Annotated in this window: 16 protein-coding genes; 6 read left to right on the forward strand and 10 right to left on the reverse strand. The window is 54.9% G+C overall.

The genetic code is table 11. The annotated features are described in order from the left end of the window. Positions 1-305: 305 nt before the first annotated feature. Positions 306-1,646 carry an N-acyl-D-glucosamine 2-epimerase gene (locus tag BLO51_RS16385; RefSeq protein WP_090673604.1) on the forward strand — a complete coding sequence of 447 codons (1,341 nt, stop codon included), beginning with the start codon at positions 306-308 and terminating at the stop codon, positions 1,644-1,646. A gap of 31 nt (positions 1,647-1,677) precedes the next feature. Then, positions 1,678-2,352, forward strand: a complete 675-nt coding sequence (gene trhA, locus BLO51_RS16390) for a PAQR family membrane homeostasis protein TrhA (RefSeq protein ID WP_090673606.1) — start codon at positions 1,678-1,680, stop codon at positions 2,350-2,352. A gap of 86 nt (positions 2,353-2,438) precedes the next feature. Here trhA and BLO51_RS16395 read toward each other — a convergent pair whose 3' ends face one another. The 3 genes from BLO51_RS16395 to BLO51_RS16405 form a co-directional block, all read right to left on the reverse strand. Continuing rightward, positions 2,439-2,846 (reverse strand): DUF4395 family protein, encoded by a 408-nt coding sequence (locus BLO51_RS16395; RefSeq protein WP_090673607.1) that lies wholly within the window; start codon positions 2,844-2,846, stop codon positions 2,439-2,441. A 76-nt stretch (positions 2,847-2,922) separates the two neighbouring features. Then, positions 2,923-5,289 (reverse strand): type IA DNA topoisomerase, encoded by a 2,367-nt coding sequence (locus tag BLO51_RS16400; RefSeq protein WP_090673609.1) that lies wholly within the window; start codon positions 5,287-5,289, stop codon positions 2,923-2,925. Between the two features lie 209 nt (positions 5,290-5,498). Continuing rightward, positions 5,499-6,698, reverse strand: a complete 1,200-nt coding sequence (locus BLO51_RS16405) for a cytochrome P450 (protein WP_090673611.1) — start codon at positions 6,696-6,698, stop codon at positions 5,499-5,501. 175 nt (positions 6,699-6,873) lie between these two features. On the opposite strand from BLO51_RS16405, the gene BLO51_RS16410 reads away from it, so the two are divergent. Next, complete coding sequence (locus tag BLO51_RS16410) at positions 6,874-7,482, forward strand: TetR/AcrR family transcriptional regulator (protein ID WP_090673612.1); 609 nt, start codon at positions 6,874-6,876, stop codon at positions 7,480-7,482. 78 nt (positions 7,483-7,560) lie between these two features. Here the strand turns inward: BLO51_RS16410 and fumC are convergent, their stop codons facing one another. Next, positions 7,561-8,949, reverse strand: a complete 1,389-nt coding sequence (fumC, locus tag BLO51_RS16415; RefSeq protein WP_090673614.1) for a class II fumarate hydratase — start codon at positions 8,947-8,949, stop codon at positions 7,561-7,563. Between the two features lie 245 nt (positions 8,950-9,194). Here fumC and BLO51_RS16420 point away from each other — a divergent pair, with 245 nt between their 5' ends. Beyond that, a complete protein-coding gene (locus BLO51_RS16420) occupies positions 9,195-10,625 on the forward strand; it encodes an FMN-binding glutamate synthase family protein (protein WP_090673616.1) in 1,431 nt (476 codons plus the stop codon). 28 nt (positions 10,626-10,653) lie between these two features. Next, positions 10,654-11,373, forward strand: a complete 720-nt coding sequence (locus tag BLO51_RS16425; protein ID WP_245719692.1) for a YqjF family protein — start codon at positions 10,654-10,656, stop codon at positions 11,371-11,373. A gap of 51 nt (positions 11,374-11,424) precedes the next feature. Here the strand turns inward: BLO51_RS16425 and BLO51_RS16430 are convergent, their stop codons facing one another. The 5 genes from BLO51_RS16430 to BLO51_RS16450 are packed head-to-tail and all read right to left on the reverse strand — an operon-like array spanning position 11,425 to position 16,756. Then, positions 11,425-12,525: a GerAB/ArcD/ProY family transporter gene (locus BLO51_RS16430; protein ID WP_090673617.1), complete on the reverse strand. Its 1,101-nt coding sequence runs from the start codon at positions 12,523-12,525 to the stop codon at positions 11,425-11,427. A 20-nt stretch (positions 12,526-12,545) separates the two neighbouring features. Next, on the reverse strand, positions 12,546-13,643 hold the full coding sequence (locus tag BLO51_RS16435; protein WP_090673619.1) for a GerAB/ArcD/ProY family transporter: 1,098 nt from the start codon (positions 13,641-13,643) through the stop codon (positions 12,546-12,548). A 13-nt stretch (positions 13,644-13,656) separates the two neighbouring features. Continuing rightward, entirely contained in the window at positions 13,657-13,899 is a 243-nt protein-coding gene (locus BLO51_RS16440) for a hypothetical protein (protein WP_090673621.1), read from the reverse strand. A 2-nt stretch (positions 13,900-13,901) separates the two neighbouring features. Beyond that, a complete protein-coding gene (locus BLO51_RS16445) occupies positions 13,902-15,119 on the reverse strand; it encodes a Ger(x)C family spore germination protein (protein ID WP_090673622.1) in 1,218 nt (405 codons plus the stop codon). A 14-nt stretch (positions 15,120-15,133) separates the two neighbouring features. Further along, positions 15,134-16,756 (reverse strand): spore germination protein, encoded by a 1,623-nt coding sequence (locus BLO51_RS16450; protein ID WP_245719693.1) that lies wholly within the window; start codon positions 16,754-16,756, stop codon positions 15,134-15,136. 320 nt (positions 16,757-17,076) lie between these two features. Here BLO51_RS16450 and BLO51_RS16455 point away from each other — a divergent pair, with 320 nt between their 5' ends. Next, positions 17,077-19,248, forward strand: coding sequence for a HelD family protein (locus tag BLO51_RS16455; RefSeq protein WP_090673625.1), 2,172 nt, complete (start codon positions 17,077-17,079; stop codon positions 19,246-19,248). 119 nt (positions 19,249-19,367) lie between these two features. On the opposite strand, the gene BLO51_RS16460 is transcribed toward BLO51_RS16455, so the two are convergent. After that, positions 19,368-20,516, reverse strand: coding sequence for a YheC/YheD family endospore coat-associated protein (locus BLO51_RS16460; protein ID WP_090673627.1), 1,149 nt, complete (start codon positions 20,514-20,516; stop codon positions 19,368-19,370). Between the last annotated feature and the right edge of the window lie 185 nt (positions 20,517-20,701).

The raw sequence follows: 20,701 nt of genomic DNA on the forward strand, positions 1-20,701 counted from the left end.
TCGAGCGTTCAGTTATACAATCTTAATGCTTGATTTTACTGGTATCTGTATGCCTCGCATTTTTGTTGGAAGGGGTCAAGCACTGATTTCGGTTTTGAGCCAAAAAACTTTCAGCAAATTTTTTTGCTAGCGGGTTCATATACATAATCTGAATGGCTTTGGGGCGCACGCCCCGCTCCGACTCCAAGCATACGCGCACTTCTAATTTGAACCCGCGGAGCATAGAGCGTACTATGAAAGGAAACGTTTCTATAAAAGCAATCGAATAAACGGTTACCGTTTATGAAGGAAAGCGAGGGATACGCATGTCTGTCCGAGCCCCGAGTCGGCCTACGATTCAAATCGACCCGACCTTTGCTTATTATCTCGACCGTTCCCCTGAAAGCGTCGCTTCCGAGCTGGAATTGGCCGGATTCCGTACCGTACGCTATTTTGTGACGGATGAAACCAGGGTAAACGGCAGACTCGTAGCGGCGCTTCGCGAGCGTGGCATGGACGTCTGGGCGATGGTGATCGGCAACGGGACGTTCACGACCGAGAATTTGCCTGCGGATTGGCCGGAGTGGCAAATGACGCTGCTGAAGCCGGTCAACGACGGGTTTACCCGGCTATCCCCTTTCAGCCACCGCTATGTGACATGGAAAAAAGCGGCGGTCGCCCATCTCGTCCGCACGCACCCGTTCACCGGCTTCGAGGTGGCCGAGCCGTATTTTCCCGAATGGAACGGACTGTCGAGCGGCGTGTACGGCGATGTCGGCCCGTATGCCCGGGCGGCGTTCAAGCAGTTCAGCGGCAGCGACATGCCGGAATTTCGTTACTCCTCCTCGCCGCTGTACTACAAAAAGGACCGCGGCCGTTACTTGCTGTGGATCGAGTTTCGGGTACAGGCGGTGAACGGGTTTCTGAACGAGCTGATCAACGGAGCAGGCGGGGTCCGCGAAACGCGACCCGATATCAAAATCGCGACGTGGTCCCTTGCGGTGGACGCCGGTCAAGATCCTGTCGGAGCGCTTCGCGAGTACCAAGGCGTGGATGCGGTTGAAATGATCCGGACGGTCCGCCCGGACGCCCACATTCTCCAGACCCATTGGCCCGACTGGATGCGGATGCATCTGCCATCCGATTACATAAGACATTACCGGCCCTTCGCGGAGAGCATCCGGGCCGTTCATCCGGGCATTCCGCTGGGCATCCAGGCGGATATCGGCTCACTGGCCCGGATGCGACGCAGCCGGACCTGGATTCGGGAGTTCGCCAAATCGGCGGGCGAGCTCGGTTACCGGTTCTGGACGGCCTACGAGTATTCCATCAGCCTTCCGATGTACCGGGAACCGCCGCGGGTGCTGCAGGTCCATCGTCCGGACCGCCAGCTCGTCGTGCTGGAATTCAACAAGCGCGTGGATGCCGAATCCGCCGCAGAGCCTTCGCATTACCGCTGCGTCGTCAGCGGACAGCCGCAGGAGCTTGCGATCCGCGTCATTCAAGCAGACGGCAACGTCGTTGTCTTGCAAGCGGATTTTCCCCGCGTGTCGTTCGAGCTGTTCGCGGAAGGAATCCGCGATACTCCCGGGCTGCTGCTTATTTCCAACGAACGAGGGAACGAATCGCCCAGAGGTTTTCCGGTACGGGTTACGGGCTGGTACTAAGAGTTGGTCATTTCTCCGGTCATGGGTTATAATGGAAGAAATCCATCAACCGACAGGAGATGAACGCAAGTTGACTTTGTCGTCTTGGAAAGAAGAGCGGGCCAACGCCATCAGCCACGGCATCGGCGCCGCGCTCAGCGTCGCGGCTCTCGTTCTGCTGCTGCTCCATTCGCTGCAGAACGGCACGGTCTGGCATATCGTCAGCTTCACCGTATTCGGCGTCTCGCTCATTCTGCTGTACGTCTGCTCCACCTTGCTGCATAGCGCCCGCCAAGCGCGCTGGATCGATCTGTTCGAAATTATGGACCACTCGGCCATCTATGTTCTCATCGCAGGCACTTATACCCCGTTCTTGCTCGTCACGATTCGCGGCCCTTTGGGTTGGAGCTTGTTCGGCGTCGTGTGGGGACTCGCGCTGCTGGGCATTGTGTTCAAGCTGTTTTTCGTCAAGCGGTTTAACGTCCTCTCCACGCTGTTCTATATCGCGATGGGCTGGATGGTCATGTTCGCGTTCCGTCCGCTGCAGGAGCAGCTTCCCGCAGCCGGAATCGGCTGGCTGGTCGCCGGAGGCCTGCTGTACACGGTCGGCACGGTCTTTTATTTATGGCGTAAACTCCCTTACGCCCACACCGTTTGGCACGTGTTCGTGCTGGGAGGAAGCATCTGTCACTTTTGCTCCGTCTATTTCTACGTGCTGCCCTGGTAAGGCCTAACGGCAAAAAAGCTTTCACGCAGACTCTGCGGTGAAAGCTTTTTTTATAATCTCTTCGCCCGGCTGCGCTTCGGAGCCTGTTATTTGCGGAGGCGCTTGAACCGGTAATACAGAAAGCAGCCGAGGCAAAAGCCGCATAGAGCCGCGAGCGCGGCAAGCGCCACGATGCTTGCGAGGACGTATCCGTACCAGCCGCCCGGATTCATCCAGAACGCAAGCAGCGACAAGGTAAGGAGCACGACGGTTATCGCGTTGTTGAACCGCAGCAGCTCCCGCGATTCGGTAGGCGCGCCCGCCACACGGCTGCGGAGCAGCGGGGCGGCGAGCTGCACGATCAGATTGGCGCGAATGCCCTGCCACAAGCCAAGCATTTGAATCGCCCACAAGGCGGCGATCAGCGCCGGTTGGCGCAGCGCTACCGCAAGCGCAACCAGCAGGACAATTCCGGCTTGGTTCGCGCGGACATTCGGAATGGGAATTTCTTTCATAGGCGCTCAATTCACCCCACAATAAAATGACTTGCCCGGGAGCCTGACCGATGAAGGCTTGCCGCCCGCCAGACTTTTAAGAGGACACCGGCTCCAGCCTCAGCTGTCCCGTGTTCGGGTCCTGCAGCACAAGCCGCCCTTCGACCGACCGTCCCTGCTCGTCGACCAGCCTCATCAGCGCGGTGCGCCCGTGCTTCAGCAAATACGCGATGGCGGCATCCGTCAGCGAAGCTCCGAAGCTGTCCTTCCAGATCACGAAGGTACAGCCGGTCTTATACGCGCTGCAGCCGTAGCCGCGCTTGCCGCGGATGATGCTGCCGCGGCAGCCTGCGCGCGGGCACGCGCCCAGCGCCGCCATCGGCGCTGCGGCGTCTTCGCCGCCCGGGGCGGACCGTGCGCGCCGCGCGTTCGCGGGGCGCGCGGCTTCCGCCGCAGGCGGCTCGTCCACAGCCGCGGCTGCGCGCGCGCTGCGCTTGCCCCGCGCGGAGCCGGACGCGCGGGCGGGGCCCTCCGGCGCGTCCTTGGCCGCCGCGCCGCTTTTGCGCCGCTGGCGCGGGGCGTTCGAAGGCGCAGCGCCTTCGAACGCCTGCTTCGCCGCGGGCTTCTGTCCCCGCACCTTCTCGACGATCAGGGCGGCAAAACGCTCAACGTTCTTCATGAACGTCTCGTCCGACGCCAAGCCGCGCGCGATCTCGTTCAGCCGCCGCTCCCACTGCCCGGTCATCTCCGGCGACGTCAGCAGCTCGACGCCCGCGCCGCGGATCAGCTCGACCGCCGTACGGCCCTTCGGCGTGATCGCGATGCGCTTGCCCTGCATAACCACGTAGCCGACCTGCTTCAGCCGCTCGATGACGGACGCGCGTGTCGCCGGCGTTCCGAGCCCGGAATCCTTCATCGCGTCGCGCAGCTCCTCGTCCTCGATCTGCTTTCCCGCGCTTTCCATCGCCTTCAGCAGCGTGCCTTCGGTGTACGCCTTCGGCGGCTGGGTCTCCTTCTCCTTCGCCGCGCTGTCCTTGCACAGCACCGCCTGCGCCGCATTCAGCGTGAACGGAGCGTCCGTTTCCTCCTCGGCGACGGCACCCTCGTCCTGCTCTCGCTCGGCTTTGCTTTTGCCCTGGGACGGCTTTTCTTTTTCCTTTTTCTGATCGGCATAGATGACCTTCCAGCCCAGGGACAGCAGCTGCTTCACCGTGCTCTTGAACCGTTCGCCCTCGGCCAACGTCACGATCGTATGGAGCTTGTACATCGCCGCGGGATAAAAATGCGACAAAAACCGCCGTACGATCAAGTCGTACAGCTTTTGTTCGTCGGGCGCGAGCCCGCTTGGCATTTTGTGCGTCGGCAAAATCGCATGGTGATCTTCCACCCTGGCCGGATTGCAGACCGCTTTATTGTTTTTGTGCACCAGCTTTTTGTCCGCCTGCTGGACAAGAGGCGCGTAGCCCGTCTTGCCGAGCTGGTCGAGTGCCCGGTGCATCTCGGGAATGTTCTGTTCGGTCACATAGTTGGAGTTCGTCCGCGGGTAGCTGATCGCCTTATGCTTCTCATAGAGCGCTTGGGCGAGATCAAGCGTCTTTTTGGCGGAAAACCCGAACTTCGCATTCGCTTCGCGCTGCAGCAAAGTCAGATCGTAGAGCTTGAATGGGTACTCCTTCGTATCCTTCACGTCGTAGCTCTCGATCCGGCCGGTCTTCCCTTTGACTTTGGCCGCGAGCGCCGCCGCTTTCTCTCCGTCGGTCAGCTTGTCCCCCTGCCACAGCCCGCGGTACTTCGTCTCCCCTTGCGTGAACCATGCTTCGACTTCGAAGTACTTGCTCGACGTAAACGCCTCGATCTCCTTCTGCCGGTCGTACAGAAGCGCCAGCACCGGCGTCTGCACCCGCCCGACGGACAGCAGCTCGCGGTGCTTCGTCGTAAACGCGCGCGAGCCGTTCATCCCGATCAGCCAATCCGCCTCGCTCCGCGCCCGGGCCGCCCTCGTCAGCGGCTCGAATTCCGCGCCTTCGCGCAGCTCGGCGAAGCCTTTGCGAATCGTCTCCGGCGTCAGGTCGGAGATCCACAGCCGCTTGACCGGCTGGGAAAGCTTCAGGTGCCGCTGGATGAGGGAAAAAATATGCTGCCCCTCCCGCCCGGCGTCGCAAGCGTTAATAAGCTGCCCGCTCCGTTTTGCCAGCTCGCCGATAACCTTGAGCTGGTCCTTCGTCTTCGGATTGGGTACGAGCTTGAACCGCTCCGGAATGATCGGCAAATCGTTGAAATTCCATTTTTTGTATTTATCGTCGTATGCATCCGGTTCGGCGAGGCCGAGCAGGTGCCCGATGGCCCAAGTGATAATATACCGCTCGCCTTCAATATGCGTGCGTTGATTTTTCGCCTTCGGCTCGATGGCTGCCGCAATATTGCGCCCCATATCCGGCTTTTCGGCGATAACAAGCGTCTTCATCCGTCAACTTTCCTCTCCTATGCTGATGGAACTTGTAGCGTATGGCACCGGCATGTACAAGCCGTATTTCGAAAACGTGCTTCATCATATTATACCATAACCCCCTTCCCGTCGACCCGTTCCTTGGTAAAACGTGCAAAAAAACAGCAGGCCGGTTGACTTGACCGACCTACTGCTGCGTTTGGTCTCGAACTTGCATTTAAGCTGCCTTAAACGGTAAGCAGCAGCTCTTTAATCCCATACGCGAACGAGCTTTCAAGCGGCTTTAACGTAAAGCCCGCGCTTAACTTGAAATCAGGATACCGCCGGACCCATTCTTTTAAGGCGATCTCCGCTTCCATGCGGGCCAGCGGCGCCCCGAGACAAAAATGGATGCCCCGGCCAAAGGCCATGTGCGGGTTCGGCTTGCGCGGCACAACGAACTGCTCCGCATCCTGAAACTGCTTTTCGTCGCGATTGGCCGCCCCCATCCAGACGATGACGTATTCCTGTGCGCACAGCTTCTTTCCTCCCAAGACGATGTCCTCTTGCACGATACGAAATGAAGCTTGTACAGGCGAACGGAAACGCAGCACTTCTTCAATCGCCGCAGGCAGCAATTCGTCCGGCTGATTTTTGATTTGACGATACACCTCGGGATATTCCAGGAACGTGTAAATCGCATTGGTAATCAAATTGGTCGTCGTTTCGTTTCCGGCAACGAGCAGCAAGATGCAAAATCCGACGATTTCCTCTTCCGTCAGGCTCTCTCCGTTCACGCTGGCTTGCAGCAGGACAGAAATGATGTCGTCTGCAGGCTCTTGTTTTTTCAGCTCGATGATTTCCTTGAAATAGGCATACAGCTCTCCGACCACCTGCTGCTGCTTCCGGAGCTGCTCGTTTTTCGCTTCTTCGCTGTTGTTTGCCGGTCCGGCTACGGCCTGATCGGACCAGTCTTTAAATTTGCGCTTGTCTTTCGCAGGAACTCCAAGCATCGCGGCAATCACCAAAACCGGAAGCGGGTAAGATAATTGCTCAACCAGATCGATTTCCCGTTCCCCGCCGACAGCATCCAACAATTCGCTGGTAATCGCCTGAATCCGCGGCTCCCACTCCTTAAGCGCCTTTGGAGTAAAAGCTTTATTTACAATGTCGCGCATCTGCGTATGCTTCGGCGGATCGAGATTGAGGAGACCGTTCTCGAAAAGCGACTTCCCGTCGCGAAAAACACGGGACGAAAAGATCTCCTTCCGATCCAAAACCGTCTTCACTTCCTCGTAACTGAAAACATCCCACGTGCGTCGCTCCTCATCCCAACGGACAGGGGACTCCTCTCTCATTTTACGGTACCATCGGAACGGGTTAAAACGCTCTTCCGGGGTTCTAAGCTCGCGGACTTGACCAAAATCGGTAATCGCGGACTTTTCCATAACTACGCCTCCTAAAATGAACTTTGTGTTGATTAATAATCATACTGTCTATTATAGTGTTAACTGGAGACGATACCATGAACAGTCCGGCGGAAAATGTCTACTAAACAATCAAAAAACATCCTAAATTTGACAATTTTTACACAACTCTATTGAAGCGAAAGGACTGAAGGTAGTGACCGAGAATGCGAACGATCCTAGAATTGTCCGGACGATGCACATGCTGCGGGAGGCGCTGCTTGAGCTGATGGAGGAACAAGGCTTCGAACGAATCACAGTGAAGGATATCACGTCAAAAGCGGGGCTGAACCGGGGCACCTTTTATTTGCACTATACCGATAAATTCGATCTTCTGGACCGAATCACCGAAGAGATGATGCAGGGGCTCCGAGAGATCGCCCAAACGTTCGATCCGCTGGACTTGGTCTTGCACGAGTCCCAGGATACCCCCTTTCCGTTCTCTGTCCGGCTGTTTGAATATTTCGGCGAGCATGCCCGCTTTTTCAGCGTGATGCTGGGGCCGAAGGGGGACCCGGCCTTTTCCTCGAAGTTCAAAGAGTTCATGCAAGTTCATTTATTGGACAAGTTCAACGAATTTCACCACAGCGAAGACCGCGTGCCGGTTCCGTGGGATTATTTGATGGCCTATTTAATCTCCGCGCATCTGGGCATCGTTCAACATTGGCTTGAACAAGGCCGCGATCATACGCCGTGGGAAATGGCCCTGATGTTCACGCGCATGACCCAACTGAGCCCCATTCAATCTGCAGGCTTGAAAAAGTAATCCGCAAGCCCCGCAAGAGAACTTCGTCGCGATGAACATCACGAAAAAGACAGCCCTCGCAGGCTGTCTCTTCGCCGTCTATTCTTTCGGATGAATCATTTCTTCCGGACACACGGTCGATACGAATTGCTCCTCCGTCAGGTAGCCGCTCCGGATCGCCGCTTCCTTGAGTGTCCACCCTTCCTTGTGCGCCGATTTGGCGATTGCTGCCGCTTTCTCGTAGCCGATATGCGGGTTCAGCGCCGTAACCAGCATCAGCGATTCGTCCAAGTACCGCTGAATAACCTCAAGGTTCGGCTCGATGCCGACAGCGCAATGCTCATTGAACGAATCCATCGCGTCCGCAAGCAGACGAACGGACTGCAAATAGTTGTGAATAATGACCGGCTTGAACACGTTCAATTCAAAATTCCCTTGGCTGGCGGCAAAGCCGATCACCGCATCGTTGCCCATCACCTGGCAGGCGACCATCGTCATCGCTTCGCTCTGGGTCGGGTTCACCTTACCCGGCATAATCGAGCTGCCCGGCTCGTTCTCCGGAATGCGCAGCTCGCCGATGCCGCAGCGCGGTCCGCTTGCCAGCCACCGGACATCGTTGGCGATCTTCATCAGATCGGCGGCAAGCGCTTTGATCGCGCCATGGCTGTATACGATTTGATCGTGGCTGGTCAGCCCATGAAATTTGTTCTCGGCCGAGACGAAGGTTTCTCCCGTGTAACGGGAAATTTCCCCGGCCACCGCCTCGCCGAATTTCGGATGGGCGTTCAATCCCGTTCCGACGGCCGTGCCGCCGATCGCCAGCTCCCGCATCGGCTCCAGACTTTCGCGGATCATCCGCCCTGTCTTCTCCAGCATGGCCCACCAGCCGCTGATTTCCTGCCCGAGCGTCAGCGGCGTCGCATCCTGCAGATGCGTACGTCCGATTTTGACGATATCCTCAAATTCCTTGGCTTTATTTCCTAGCGTTTCCTTGAGTCGGTTCAACGCGGGAAGCAGCCGCTCCTGCACCGCCAACACACCGGCGATATGCATCGCGGTCGGGAACGTATCGTTCGAGCTTTGCGAGCGGTTCACGTCGTCGTTCGGGTGAATCCGCAGCCCGTTTCCTTTCGCTTCGAGCAGCTGTGACGCCCTTCTGGCGATGACTTCGTTCGCGTTCATGTTCGACTGCGTCCCGCTGCCGGTCTGCCATACGACAAGCGGAAAATGGTCGTCCCATTGTCCGCCGCTGACTTCATCGGCCGCTTGAGCGATCGCCTCCGCCTTTTCCGGCTCCAGCTTACCCAGCTTCAGGTTGGCTGCCGCCGCCCCCTTCTTCAGCAGCGCGAACGCCCGGACGATTTCCAGCGGCATCCGCTCTGTGCCGATCTTGAAATTCTCCTTGCTCCGCTGGGTTTGAGCGCCCCATAATTTGTCCGCAGGCACTTGAATTTCGCCCATGGTGTCTTTTTCGGTTCGGAATTCCATCGTTAGCACCCTCCTTGACCTAAGTACATCTTAAGATTACCCATCTTGGACTTAGCATACATAAAAGTATACTATATTTCCAAATAAAGGGCGAATTCATCTCATGAATCCACTTTATAGCCCTTAGTTCGAACCGCTCGCCCCGTGGAGAAAAAATTCCTTATTTGGTATATTACACCTCTTCCATGCACACACTAGCGTTACGATTTTCTTTTTAACGATTCGAATCGGAAGAGGTCTTTCTCATGTCAGCGAAATGGGCTTGGTTTATGTTCGGCTCGTTTGTCGGGTCGCTTGCGGCCGTCGCTCTTGCCGGCCTGCTCGCTTTATTGTGCTCAAGAGGTATCATCAAGTGGATTGTCGGTCGCTTTACGAAACGAATAATGTCCAATCCCTACGAGTCCAACATCTGGGAAATGGTAACGGCAATGACTCGAATCAGCCCCATTACCGTCGTGGAGAACAGCCTTCGCGCCGCTTCCGGCGCTGTGATCGAACGTCCGTTCGGAAGCCCGCGCAAATTTCTTCATTTTGAGGGACTCGTGTTCTCTCCCGCGCAATTGTCTACGCTTCCCACGGAACAGGACGTCGATATCGACATGACAACCGTCATTGGGCCCAAAGCGCAAAAGCCGCTGGTGCTTCGCATTCCCATACTCGCTGCCGGGATGGGCTATGGCGTAGGCTTAAGCGAAAAGGTCAAAATCGCCATCGCCAAAGGAACGGCCAAAGCCGGGACAAGCACAAATACCGGTGAAGGAGGATTTTTACCGGAGGAACGGCAGAATGCCAAACACTTGATTATTCAATACAATTCGGGTCATTGGTCTAAATCGCCCGAAATACTAAAGCAAGCCGACGCGATTGAAATCCGCTTCGGTCAAGGAGCGCTGGCGGGAACGGCAAGTGTTCTGCAAGCCGCCGATCTGGAAGGAAGAGCCAGTGAGATCATGCAGGTGCAGAACGAGGACATCACCGTCATTCCGAGCCGCCATAAAGATATTTCGAGCCCGCAGGGTCTCAAGCAAGTGGTTGAGCGGCTCCGACAGCTGACCGGAGGTGTACCGATTGGCGTAAAAATATGCGCCAGCGCCGTTCTGGAGCATGATCTGGAAATCGCCATTCAAGCCGGCGTCGACTTTATCAGTCTCGACGGGGGGCAAGCGGGGACGAAAGGCGGCGCGCCGATTCTGGAGGACGACTTCGGGCTGCCGACGATTTACGCCTTGTCGCGCGCGGTCCGCTATCTTCGCCAACGAGGCGTCAAGGACTCGATCAGCCTTCTGACCGGAGGCGCGTATTCGCAGCCTGGCGAATGCCTTAAAGCCATTGCTTTAGGAGCTAGTGGAGTTTATATGGGCACCTCTTTGCTATGGGCCATGACGCACGATCAAGTAATGAAAACCGTCCCTTGGGAGCCTCCGACACAGCTTACTTACTACACCGGAATGATGCAGGAAAAGTTTAACGAAGAAGAGGCAGCTATTTATTTGGAAAACTTTTTAAACTCTTGCACGGATGAGATGAAGCTGGCGATCAGCGCGCTCGGCAAACGCGCTTTGCGGGAAGTCAACTCCGACGATATGGTGGCCCTCGATGCATGGACCAGTCATGTGACCAAGGTAAAATTGGCCTATGATCCGTGGGAGAAGCCGGTAACGAATCCGCATAGATGACGACGAGCTGCAAAAGGGAGGGGTCGAGTTGAATACGCAGATGCCCGCTTTCCGATGGACGATGAAGCAGACTTGGGAGCATTTCCTATTCGCCCACTGGCCCGTTCCCGTCGAAGCGATTCGTTCCTTCGTGCCTGAGGCGCTGGATATCGACACTTGGGATGGACAGGCGTGGATCGGCATCCTTCCCTTCCGCATTGGCGGAATACGGTTGAAATATATGCCTACCCTGCCCTGGATGCGCTCGTTTCCGGAGATTAACGTCCGTACGTATGTCCGGTCGGGCGGGGAATCCGCCATCTTTTTTTTGTCCATGGACGCATCCCACCCTCTGCTCGTTCCTATTGCGAAGCAGTGGTACCGGCTTCCGTACCATCAAGCGAAGATGCGCTTCCGCGCGGAGGGCCGGACCATTGCGTTTGATAGCCGCCGACGTTCCGCCTCCCTGCCGGAAGAAGCCTTTCGCGCCACATACCGCCCCGTCTCCGCCCCGTTCGCCGCCCGGCGAGGAACGATTGAGCACTGGCTTATGGAGCGTTATATCTACTATTGCCGATGCGGCCGCAGTGGCGGACTATACCGGGGAGAGGTCGTTCACGCGCCATGGGAGCTGCAAACGGCCGAAGTGGATTTCAGTTGCCGTGCATTGACACGCGAATTCGGATTGGAGCTGGGGACTCCTGCCCTGCTCCACTACTCCCGGGGAACCCGCGCCCTTATCGGTCCGTGCCGCAAGGCGCCGGAATAAACGGCTTAGCTGCCGTCATGTTATAGCGAATATATAAGCCGTGACCTGCCGTCACGGCTTCTTCTTTTTGCGGAACGTATCGACGGCGATCAGCACCAGCGGAAAGATCAGCCCAGCCGTCGGAACATATACCCCTCCCGTTCGTTCGTCCCATTGTATTTGATAGGCGGAATTAGGAAAACCGACCAGAGAAAGGACCGTCAAGATCAGCCCCAGAGGCAGTACAAGAATACGCTCGGAGTGCAATTTAAACAACTGCGCAGTCCCCTTCAGCATAGCGTAAAAATAGATCGCCGTTTTATAGTAAAGCCCGATGATCCAAAATGTAGCTACGATAACTTCGACTCGCGTAATAAAATTGGCAATATTAATTCGTTTGGCAAGCGCGTAGCTGGGATAAAATTGCCGCGCTGTCGTCTCGGCCCCCAGCACGCCGACGGATACCGCAGTAATAATCAGCAGCAGCAAGCCTCCGATCAGGTTACCAACAAGCAGCGCCTTCGAAGCTTTAATCCCTCCCTGGACGGCAGAGGGGTAAATCATTAAAAAAAAGACAAGCGTAATCGAGGTATAATTGACTTGCAACAGGACGGCCTTAATGAACGGCTTGATTCCGAAATCGATGACGGGCAGGAAATGCTCGACTTGTATTTTGGGGGATACGGAGAGGATAAGAACGAAAAAAAGCACGATAACGACCGGAAACAACACCTCCACAGCACGGGCAAACGTAGTCAACCCAAGCAGAAAACCTATGACGATGATCCCGATAAACATAATATTAATCGTATATTCCGGCGTCTCGGTCATGATTTGCGTCGTGATAAAATTGCCTATGTAATAAACCAGTGTTGTCGATCCGGCGAGAAAAGAGGTTAAAATCCAATAGAGCGAAAAGGCTGTGCCCAGCCATTTTCCAAGCAGCCGGTTGCTGATTTCGACAAATGTCATTTCAGGGTAGCGGCGAGCCAAGTTCAAGAACAACAGGATGACCGGCACTCCCAGCGCCATACCGACTACGATGGGGAGCCAAGCCCCTTGTTTGGCATAGGTTGCTGCACCGGACGGGATGAACAAAATGGAGCTGCCGATCGAAAAAAGAATGACGAGCAACAGAAGTTGCCGGACGGTTATTTTTTTGGTGTTGTCCATCAGACTCCCTCCTTGTGGAATCAACGTTTTCGCAATCTTTTTTTGACGGCGTCTGTCCCAAGCAGCAGCAAGGGGATGATCACTCCTGAGGTTCCAACATACAAAGGCCATATCTTCGCATCCCATTCGTGCCGGTAAGCGGCGCTTGGATATAAAATGCGGGAGAGCGCAACGGAAATAACTCCCAATGGCAGCACCAGAGCGCGATAATTTTGCATGTTAAACAATTGCGCCAACCCTTTCATCCCCGCGTAAAAATAAACGACCAGCTTGAAATAGAGCGCGATAAGCCAAAATGTCGCCATAAGCACTTCGATCCGCGTAAAAAAATCGGCGATATTGATTTTCTTAGCCAGCGTATAGCTGGAATATGCTTGACGAGCCGTTCCTTCCGCCCCAAGTACGGCTATGCATACCGTGGTGATGATCAGCAAAAACAGTCCTGCGATAAAGATCCCGAGCAGGAAAGCTTTCGAGGCTTTTTTACCTTCCTTCACGCAAGAAGGATAGATCATTAAGAGAAAGACCGTGGGAAAGGCAGAAAATGCAAAATACGATATGTTGGCCTTGGCGAGCGCTTTGAATCCCGCTTCGAACACAGGCTGTAAATGTTCCGGATTGATATTGGGCGCCACAGTTAAGATCATGATGATAAACAACGCCGTGATTAGCGGAAACATCGCTTCCGCGGCACGGGCTATCGTCCTCAATCCCAGCCGCAAACCGATGACGGCCGGCAGCACGTAAAGAATATTGGCCGCAAATACAGGGGTATCGGGCATGATCTGCCTGCTTACGAACGTTCCTGCGAAGTCGACTAACGATACGGCTCCGATCACAAACGCATTGATAATCAAAAAGACCGCCACTGCCGCGCCGAACCACTTGCCGAGCAGCTTTTGGCTCAATTCCACCAGGCTTAGACCCGGATAACGATCCGCAACGGCGATATACAGATACACAAGGAGAAGGTTTAATCCGATACCGGTGACGATGGAGATCCATGCGTCTTGTTTGGCGTAGGTAGCGGTGACTGAAGGTACGAACAAGATGGAGCTTCCAATCGTAAAAAAAATGACAAGCACCAAAAATTGTCTTGCGCTAATTCGATCATCCATACCTGGTCACCTGCTAATCCGATGATTCCAACAATCCGAAGATAAAATCGCTGAGCGGCTTGTACAGGTACGCGATCCATTCCAATGGATTAGGTACTTCTGCCCGCATACTTTTAGCGATAGCCAACCCGAGGCCTAAAGTCAACAGGACGGAAAATACCCAAAAGTCCTTCTTTCTTTTGTTCTTCAGAAGATCGGGCACTTCCATCCAAACGATCACCGCTCCGAAAGCAAGAATGCCTGCAGCCGCCAGCATGACTATTGCTCCTTCTTCTTTTTCTTCTGGATATCGTTAATAAACGAATTGGATTGCGTTCCGGTCCGTCTGACCTTCGCCTGGACGGAAATGGCAACGGGCATCGATACAAACTCTTTGTTCCAATTCTTGCTCAGCTTTTTCCAAGCTTTCGGATTGGCGCGATGAATCGCGTTGCCAAAGCCAAAAATGTCCGAGCCGTACGTTTTCTGCGCTTTGCGGACTACCTGCCGCAAGGATGCTTGCAGCTTCTCCGCTAACTTTTTTTCAAGCTCGTATAACGACTCCGGTTTATCCAATTCGATGACGCAATGCACTTCCGAAACGTCGGCCTCTATGAAAAGATCCACCCTGCCCTGCGGCTTTCCTTTCACGACATTGGTCTTGAGTTTGCTTTGGACCCGATTCACGCGCAAGTCCAAGCTGTCTTTCTTCGGACAGGCTATCCTTTCCACCGCGCCTCTGATTTTCCCGGTAATATAGTTGTAGTCTCTGCTCTCGGATTCGCTCAACCAACCGATGAGCTTATCGTCCATGAATACGCCGATCGAAGTCATCTTGAAATGCGCATAGTCGGCGCTTTTTTGAACGTTCTTGATTTGTTCCGCCTGCTTTTTATTCCCTATGATTTCAACACCCGACAGCACCGCCATTTTCCCCGTACTGGTCAAGTCGGCCAGCAGTTCGTCCAAAAACACATTTGCCGTTTCCCCGGTTAACTTGCGGTTCCACTCCAGGGATTTAAACAGCTTGGTCGCCTGCGCTTTTTCAAGTCTCGTGACAACGCTCAAGATGTCTTCCGCGCGCTGACCTTTGGCAAGCAGGATGTAAAAATCGTCGCGGAGCTCATTGTCTCTCGAAAAAAAGTCGAAAATGTCTTGAATCCCTTCGCGGGCCACCTGTTCGCTAATCACTAACACCCGCAGATGTGATAGGTAAAAGTATCTTGGGGAGGTTTTGAGCATCTTGCGTATGGCTTCGACCATGGTGGGAGCCGTCGATTTCATGATGGACGTCGGGACTCCTCCCCCTGCGCTCTGCTTCGACGATACCGATTCGGGAATGACGACTTGTGCGGACAGCAAATATTCGCCATCTTGTTTATCGATGCCCATGCCGACGACAATGGAAATATCGTTCAGCTCCCGCCGGCTCCAGCAGCCGGTAAGCGTCGACACCATAATCAGACAGCATAGGATCCATAAAGCGATTCGCCGCAAGACGGTCCTCCCCCTTACTTTTGAGTCTGCTCTCCCTGGTTGTGCTGCATTGCATGCTTCGGATCGGATTCTTTCGAAACGCGCTGCTGGTTCAGGGGATGGTAAGAATCGGGACGTGTATACATCTGCCACCACGGAACCCGCACGATGGCATCCTTTTGATCGGATAGCCTGAACGGCGCCATCGGCGACAAATACGGGATGCCGAAGGAGCTTAAATGACTCATGTGCAGTACCAGCACAACGAGCCCAACAATGATGCCGAAAATCCCGAAGGATGCACCGAGCCCCATAAACACAAATCGAAGAACCCTCACCGAAATTCCTAGCTCGAAACTAGGAAATATAAACCCGGCAATCGCCGTAATCGATACGACAATGACCATCGCCGGAGAAACCAGTCCCGCATCAACCGCCGCTGTTCCCAGCACCAAAGCGCCGACAATCGATATCGCGGTACCGACGGCTCTGGGCATGCGAATGCCTGCTTCACGCAAAAGCTCGAACGTCACCTCCATCATCAACGCCTCGATCAAAGCGGGAAAAGGAATCCCTTCCCGTTGTCCGGCAAGGCTGATCAGCAGGGTAGTCGGAATCATCTCTTGATGAAAGGTCGTGATCGCAATATAGAGCGAGGGCGCAAGCAAGGATATGACAAGTGCCAAATATCGCAACATGCGGATCAACCCATAGTCCGACCGATGATAGTAGTCTTCTGCCGCCTGCAGAAACTGTGTAAACACCGCCGGCACGGTCAGAACAAAGGGCGTTCCGTCAATCAGGATGGCGACACGTCCCTCAAGCAAGGCTCCGGCGATCACATCCGGACGCTCGGAATTGTTAACGGTCGGAAAAACGGAATATTTGCTGTCCTGAATAAATTCCTCAATATAGTTGCTTTCCAGGATGCCGTCAATATCGATTTGTGCGAGACGGTCCCGCACGCGCCGGAGAATATCTTCAGTGACAATGCCATGAATGTACATGATGCAGACTTCCGTTTGCGTCACGCGCCCAATTTGCTTTGACTCCACCCTCACGTTCGAGTTTTTAATTTTTCGGCGGATCATGGCGATGTTCGTATGAACGGATTCGGTAAATCCTTCCTGCGGTCCGCGAACGACGGTTTGTGACGTAGGTTCGCTAACGCTTCGATATTCCCCTCCGCTTGTGTTCACCGACAACGCTTCCCGGCATCCGTCGATCAGAAGCACCGTTTGTCCTGTAAGCAAGGAAGAATATAAGGTCTGGAGTTGGTTTCCGACACGGATATCCCCAACGGTGACAGGAATATGCCGCAATACCCAATCCATAGTTGTCGTCGCCTGAATAGAATCGACCAACTCGTTTTTCTCGGCCTCGGCAAGAAACGAGTCTATGAATCGGAATACGAATTGAGAATCCACAAGACCTCTGATGTAGACAAATGCGCATTGAACCGCAGCACTCGGTCCGGCATCAATCATCCTGACAATAAGATCGGAGCTGTTTCCAAACTGGCATCGGATGGCTTCCAAATTATTCTGCAGCGCGCTATCCAACGGTTTCCCGCCGTCCGAAGGGCTATTGCCTTTGCCCGATGCGTTGTTGCCGCCTTCCTGCTGGTTGTTTTGCTGTGGGGCCGGCGAGCGGTTCATGCTTTTATTTCTGCGAAAAAAAAGCTGCATGGTTCCTTGACCTCAATCTTAAGTTAATGCGAGTAGTATTCGTCGCTTGTAGTTACTTTATTCCATATCATGAATAGCATTGAACATGGAGCCAAAATATGGTTGTTCTATCTTGACCCCGTCGTCTCTCATGGGGCAGTCAGGTCATGAATATAATGGAACGAACGGTGGGGACTTTGAACAAGGGGTAGGAAATGTTTAAAACGCTTGCAATGCCAAGCCCCGTTGTGCTATAGTATTACTCTTGTCCATTTTTGGGAATTCATAATACGAACGGAGGTACGGACCCCATGGAATCCGGTCTGCAAAGCGCTTACTTGGAGGAAAAAGAACGCTTGGAGCAAACGATACAAGAAATGGAAAGGCATCTGGAGGCACTTCAGGCTATACCGCCCTATACGGGAGACGACCTGACGGAGCAGGTGCTGGAGTCGATCCGCGAAAACAAGCGGCGCGGCTTGGCGCACGGGCTGCCCGAGCCTTACTTCGGCAGACTGGATTTTCACGAAACGGGAAAGCCCGGTCCGGCCCCGCTCTATATAGGCAAGTCCGGCGTGGAAAAGGCGGACTCTCCCGAGTTGATGGTGATCGATTGGCGCGCTCCGGTAGCGAGCCTTTTTTATTCGTTCACGGGTGGGACCGAGGCGGCCAGCTACGATTCGCCTGACGGCGTTGTGGAAGGGCTCGTCTATTTGAAGCGCAACCTCGTCATCCGCAAGCAAATTCTGCAGCGCGTGGTCGATACGTTCGACCGCGAATCGGACGCGATGGCGGTCACGGACGAGTTCCTGCTCTACCGGCTCGGCGAGAACAAGGACAACAAGCTGCGCGATATCGTCTCGACAATCCAGGCAGAGCAGGATACGATCATCCGGGCCGGCAAAAACCACGCGCTCGTCATTCAAGGCGTCGCCGGAAGCGGGAAAACGACCGTGGCCCTGCACCGGCTCGCTTACCTGCTCTATCAATACCGGGATCAAGTCAAAGCGGAAAAAATGATCATTTTCGCCCCTTCCCGCATGTTTCTCGATTATATTTCCGGCGTTCTGCCGGAGCTCGGCGTCGGGCATATCCAGCAAACCACGTTCTCCGACTGGGCGCTGGAGCTGCTGGACCACGAGGTCAAGCTGGCCGATCCGGCACAGGCGCTGCGGCATTGGTTCGCCGTCGGCACGGCGCGTCCGGTGATTGACGATACGGCGCCCGGCCGGTTTAAGGGCTCACTCCGCTTCATGGAGTGGCTCAACGGACTCTTGAATGCGTACGAGCTGCAGGCGGTGCCGCAGACGGATTTCGTTCCGTGGGACGGCACCAGGCTCCCGCATGGCACCATCCGCGACTGGTACACGGTGGAATACAAGCACGAGCCGCTGATGAAGCGCCGCGAGCGAGTGCTGGCCCGGATCAAGCGCTGGCTGGCGATGGAGCTGGATAAGGTGTGGGAGGTCCATCTGAAGAAGGACTACAAGAAGCGCGGCTCCGCCCGTCTTCGCGATTACGGCAAGCAATGGCCGGCCTATTCGCCGTTCGGCTTCTATAAGGAGCTGTTCCGCACGGCGGAGTCCGGCGCCTTGCCCTTCGTATCCGAGGCGGATGAGCGGTTCATTCCCGAGGAGCTGCGGCAATCCACGCTCGCGGCAGCCAAGAAGAAGCTGGTGCAGCCGGAGGATCTGGCCCCCCTGCTCTATATTCGCCAGCGCTTCGCAGGCATTCACGGCGATCTGCGCTTCGATCATACCGTCATCGACGAAGCACAGGATTTCTCGCCATTCCAGGTGGCGCTGCTGGCGCTGCACACGAAGAACGGTTCGTTCTCGATTCTCGGCGATTTGTCGCAAGGCATCCACGCCTATCAGGGCGTTCGGGACTGGCACGAACTACTGGCGCTGTTCCCAGAAGAGAACCGGGCGTACTATACGCTGAACCGCAGCTACCGCTCGACGATGGAAATCATCTACTTCGCGAACGAAGTGCTGAAGCGCGGGCTTGCCGAGCCGTCGGCGCTGGCCGTGCCGGTATTCCGCAGCGGCGAGCCGGTCGAGCTCGCGCAAGCGGACGGCCCGGCGCTGGCGCAGCGTCTCGCCGAAGCCGTGCGGGAACACCGGCAACGAGAGGGCACAGGCACGCTGGCCATCCTCGCCCGCACGGAAGAGCGGTGCCGCGAGCTGCACGCGCAGCTGCACGCCGCCGGATGCGACGGCGTGAACCTGATCGTCCCGGGCCAGCAGCAGTACGAGGGCGGCGTCTCCGTCGTTCCGGTGTACATGGCCAAAGGGCTCGAGTTCGATGCCGTCCTGCTTGTGGACGTCGATCCGGACCAATACGCGCAGACGCCGCAGGACGCAAAGCTGCTCTATGTCGGCTGCACCCGGGCTCTGCACGAGCTGAAGCTGTTTTATTCGGGCGAGCCTTCCCCTCTGATCGCCGGCGTACAAGGCGATTTTGTGAAGGCCGGGCTGTAATCGAGGGGCCGGGAATCTGCTTTTGAACGAAAGTAAAGCTCCTTTTCCGGCAATGAAGGCCAGGCGCTCTGCCTGGCCTTCATTGTACTTTTTTTGTCCGAGCGCCATCACGCTGGCGATCAATCCATGTCGAGAATCACGTTTTCCCTGATGGCCTGTTCACAACATGGATCGTTTGTTCCTTCGCCCAAATGTTCATTGGCCAAATGTATGGCATATTGAATTGGCCGCCTGATGGACTTTAGGTAAGTGGCACTTTCTTTCGCCTTGATGAAGGCCCTGTGGCCTGGTTTAGGGTTGGCCTCAATCAGCCACACTTGTCCGTTGACATCAATTCCCACATCCAACCCAAACTCGACCATAGAGCCAAACCGTTCTTCCACAACTTCCATCAACCGATGAGCAAGCTCCTCGCATTCCAGCTCAATTTCTTTCGCCTTATCCAATCCGAAACGGGAATGGATGAAAGTCTGAAATACCATCGCTTTTCCATCCCCGTAGCTTAAATTCGTAGTAGGGCTATTCTTAGCGCCTACGCGCAAAACTTTGCCGGTCACTTCCCAGTTTCCAATTTCGTTCTTTTGAATTAGCAATCGAACATCGACCTGCCGACGGGGGATAAGCTGCAAATCCAGTCCTTGCTGGACCATAAATGATCCGGATCGTATTTTTTCAGTTTGCACCCAACGGTTAATCCAACGAATGACCCTCTGTTTGGTCATTACCGGCGTCGCCACGATACGGCCTGACCTTTTTCGTCCTTGAAGCCGGTAGCCGTCGCCAGTTTTATTGATTTTAAGAACGCTATGCCCGCCGGTCCCATTCCCCGGCTTCACATAGACTAGGTCATGCGTCTCAATCATCTGTTCTAACGCTTGTGGCGAGTACAGAAACGTCTTGGGAATCCAGCGTTTTAACTTGTCGGATTCGGCAAACAGCTTCATCGCTTTCCATTTGTAAGTAAATTTATGATTGGCATAAACGAACAAATCCTCGCGACGGCGCATATCGCGAAACGGTTTATATAGCTTTCGGCAGAAATCGATTACGACATCCGGCCACGGGCAAGGTTCTCCCGCCCATCGTCCTGCGGATATCGGGGTGAAGCCGCGAATCGTTCTGCTGTCTTCTTGTACATCCTTGTGAGAAAATACGTATACGCAAGCCCCCAGCTTCCTCCCTTCCGTTACAAGGTCGCTCAAAAACTTGGAGTTCGGAAATATATTGCCTACTCGATGGGCAAGAATGCCTACAGTTAGCTTTTTCATACAGGCCTCCGTCTAGTTGTTATGATGCAATATATACTTGCACCCGGCATTGCGCAACGGTACGTGCCTATATGCGTGAACTACCCTCCACCTACGCTTCGCTTAGAGGTGGGGGCTTCTAAGGTAATCGTACCTAACGGTACGAAATTGACTTAGCTATCGAGCCTGTTCCATGCTCTATATAT

The organism is Paenibacillus tianmuensis (genome assembly GCF_900100345.1).
Classification (GTDB): Bacteria; Bacillota; Bacilli; order Paenibacillales; family NBRC-103111; genus Paenibacillus_G; species Paenibacillus_G tianmuensis.

Coding starts and splice junctions, on each gene's coding strand:
- BLO51_RS16385 (WP_090673604.1), top strand. CDS start 306: ATGTCTGTCCGAGCCCCGAGTCGGCCTACGATTCAAATCGACCCGACC.
- trhA (WP_090673606.1), top strand. CDS start 1,678: ATGGAAGAAATCCATCAACCGACAGGAGATGAACGCAAGTTGACTTTG.
- BLO51_RS16395 (WP_090673607.1), bottom strand. CDS start 2,846: ATGAAAGAAATTCCCATTCCGAATGTCCGCGCGAACCAAGCCGGAATT.
- BLO51_RS16400 (WP_090673609.1), bottom strand. CDS start 5,289: ATGAAGACGCTTGTTATCGCCGAAAAGCCGGATATGGGGCGCAATATT.
- BLO51_RS16405 (WP_090673611.1), bottom strand. CDS start 6,698: ATGGAAAAGTCCGCGATTACCGATTTTGGTCAAGTCCGCGAGCTTAGA.
- fumC (WP_090673614.1), bottom strand. CDS start 8,949: ATGGAATTCCGAACCGAAAAAGACACCATGGGCGAAATTCAAGTGCCT.
- BLO51_RS16420 (WP_090673616.1), top strand. CDS start 9,195: ATGTCAGCGAAATGGGCTTGGTTTATGTTCGGCTCGTTTGTCGGGTCG.
- BLO51_RS16430 (WP_090673617.1), bottom strand. CDS start 12,525: ATGGACAACACCAAAAAAATAACCGTCCGGCAACTTCTGTTGCTCGTC.
- BLO51_RS16435 (WP_090673619.1), bottom strand. CDS start 13,643: ATGGATGATCGAATTAGCGCAAGACAATTTTTGGTGCTTGTCATTTTT.
- BLO51_RS16440 (WP_090673621.1), bottom strand. CDS start 13,899: ATGCTGGCGGCTGCAGGCATTCTTGCTTTCGGAGCGGTGATCGTTTGG.
- BLO51_RS16450 (WP_245719693.1), bottom strand. CDS start 16,756: ATGAACCGCTCGCCGGCCCCACAGCAAAACAACCAGCAGGAAGGCGGC.
- BLO51_RS16455 (WP_090673625.1), top strand. CDS start 17,077: ATGGAATCCGGTCTGCAAAGCGCTTACTTGGAGGAAAAAGAACGCTTG.
- BLO51_RS16460 (WP_090673627.1), bottom strand. CDS start 20,516: ATGAAAAAGCTAACTGTAGGCATTCTTGCCCATCGAGTAGGCAATATA.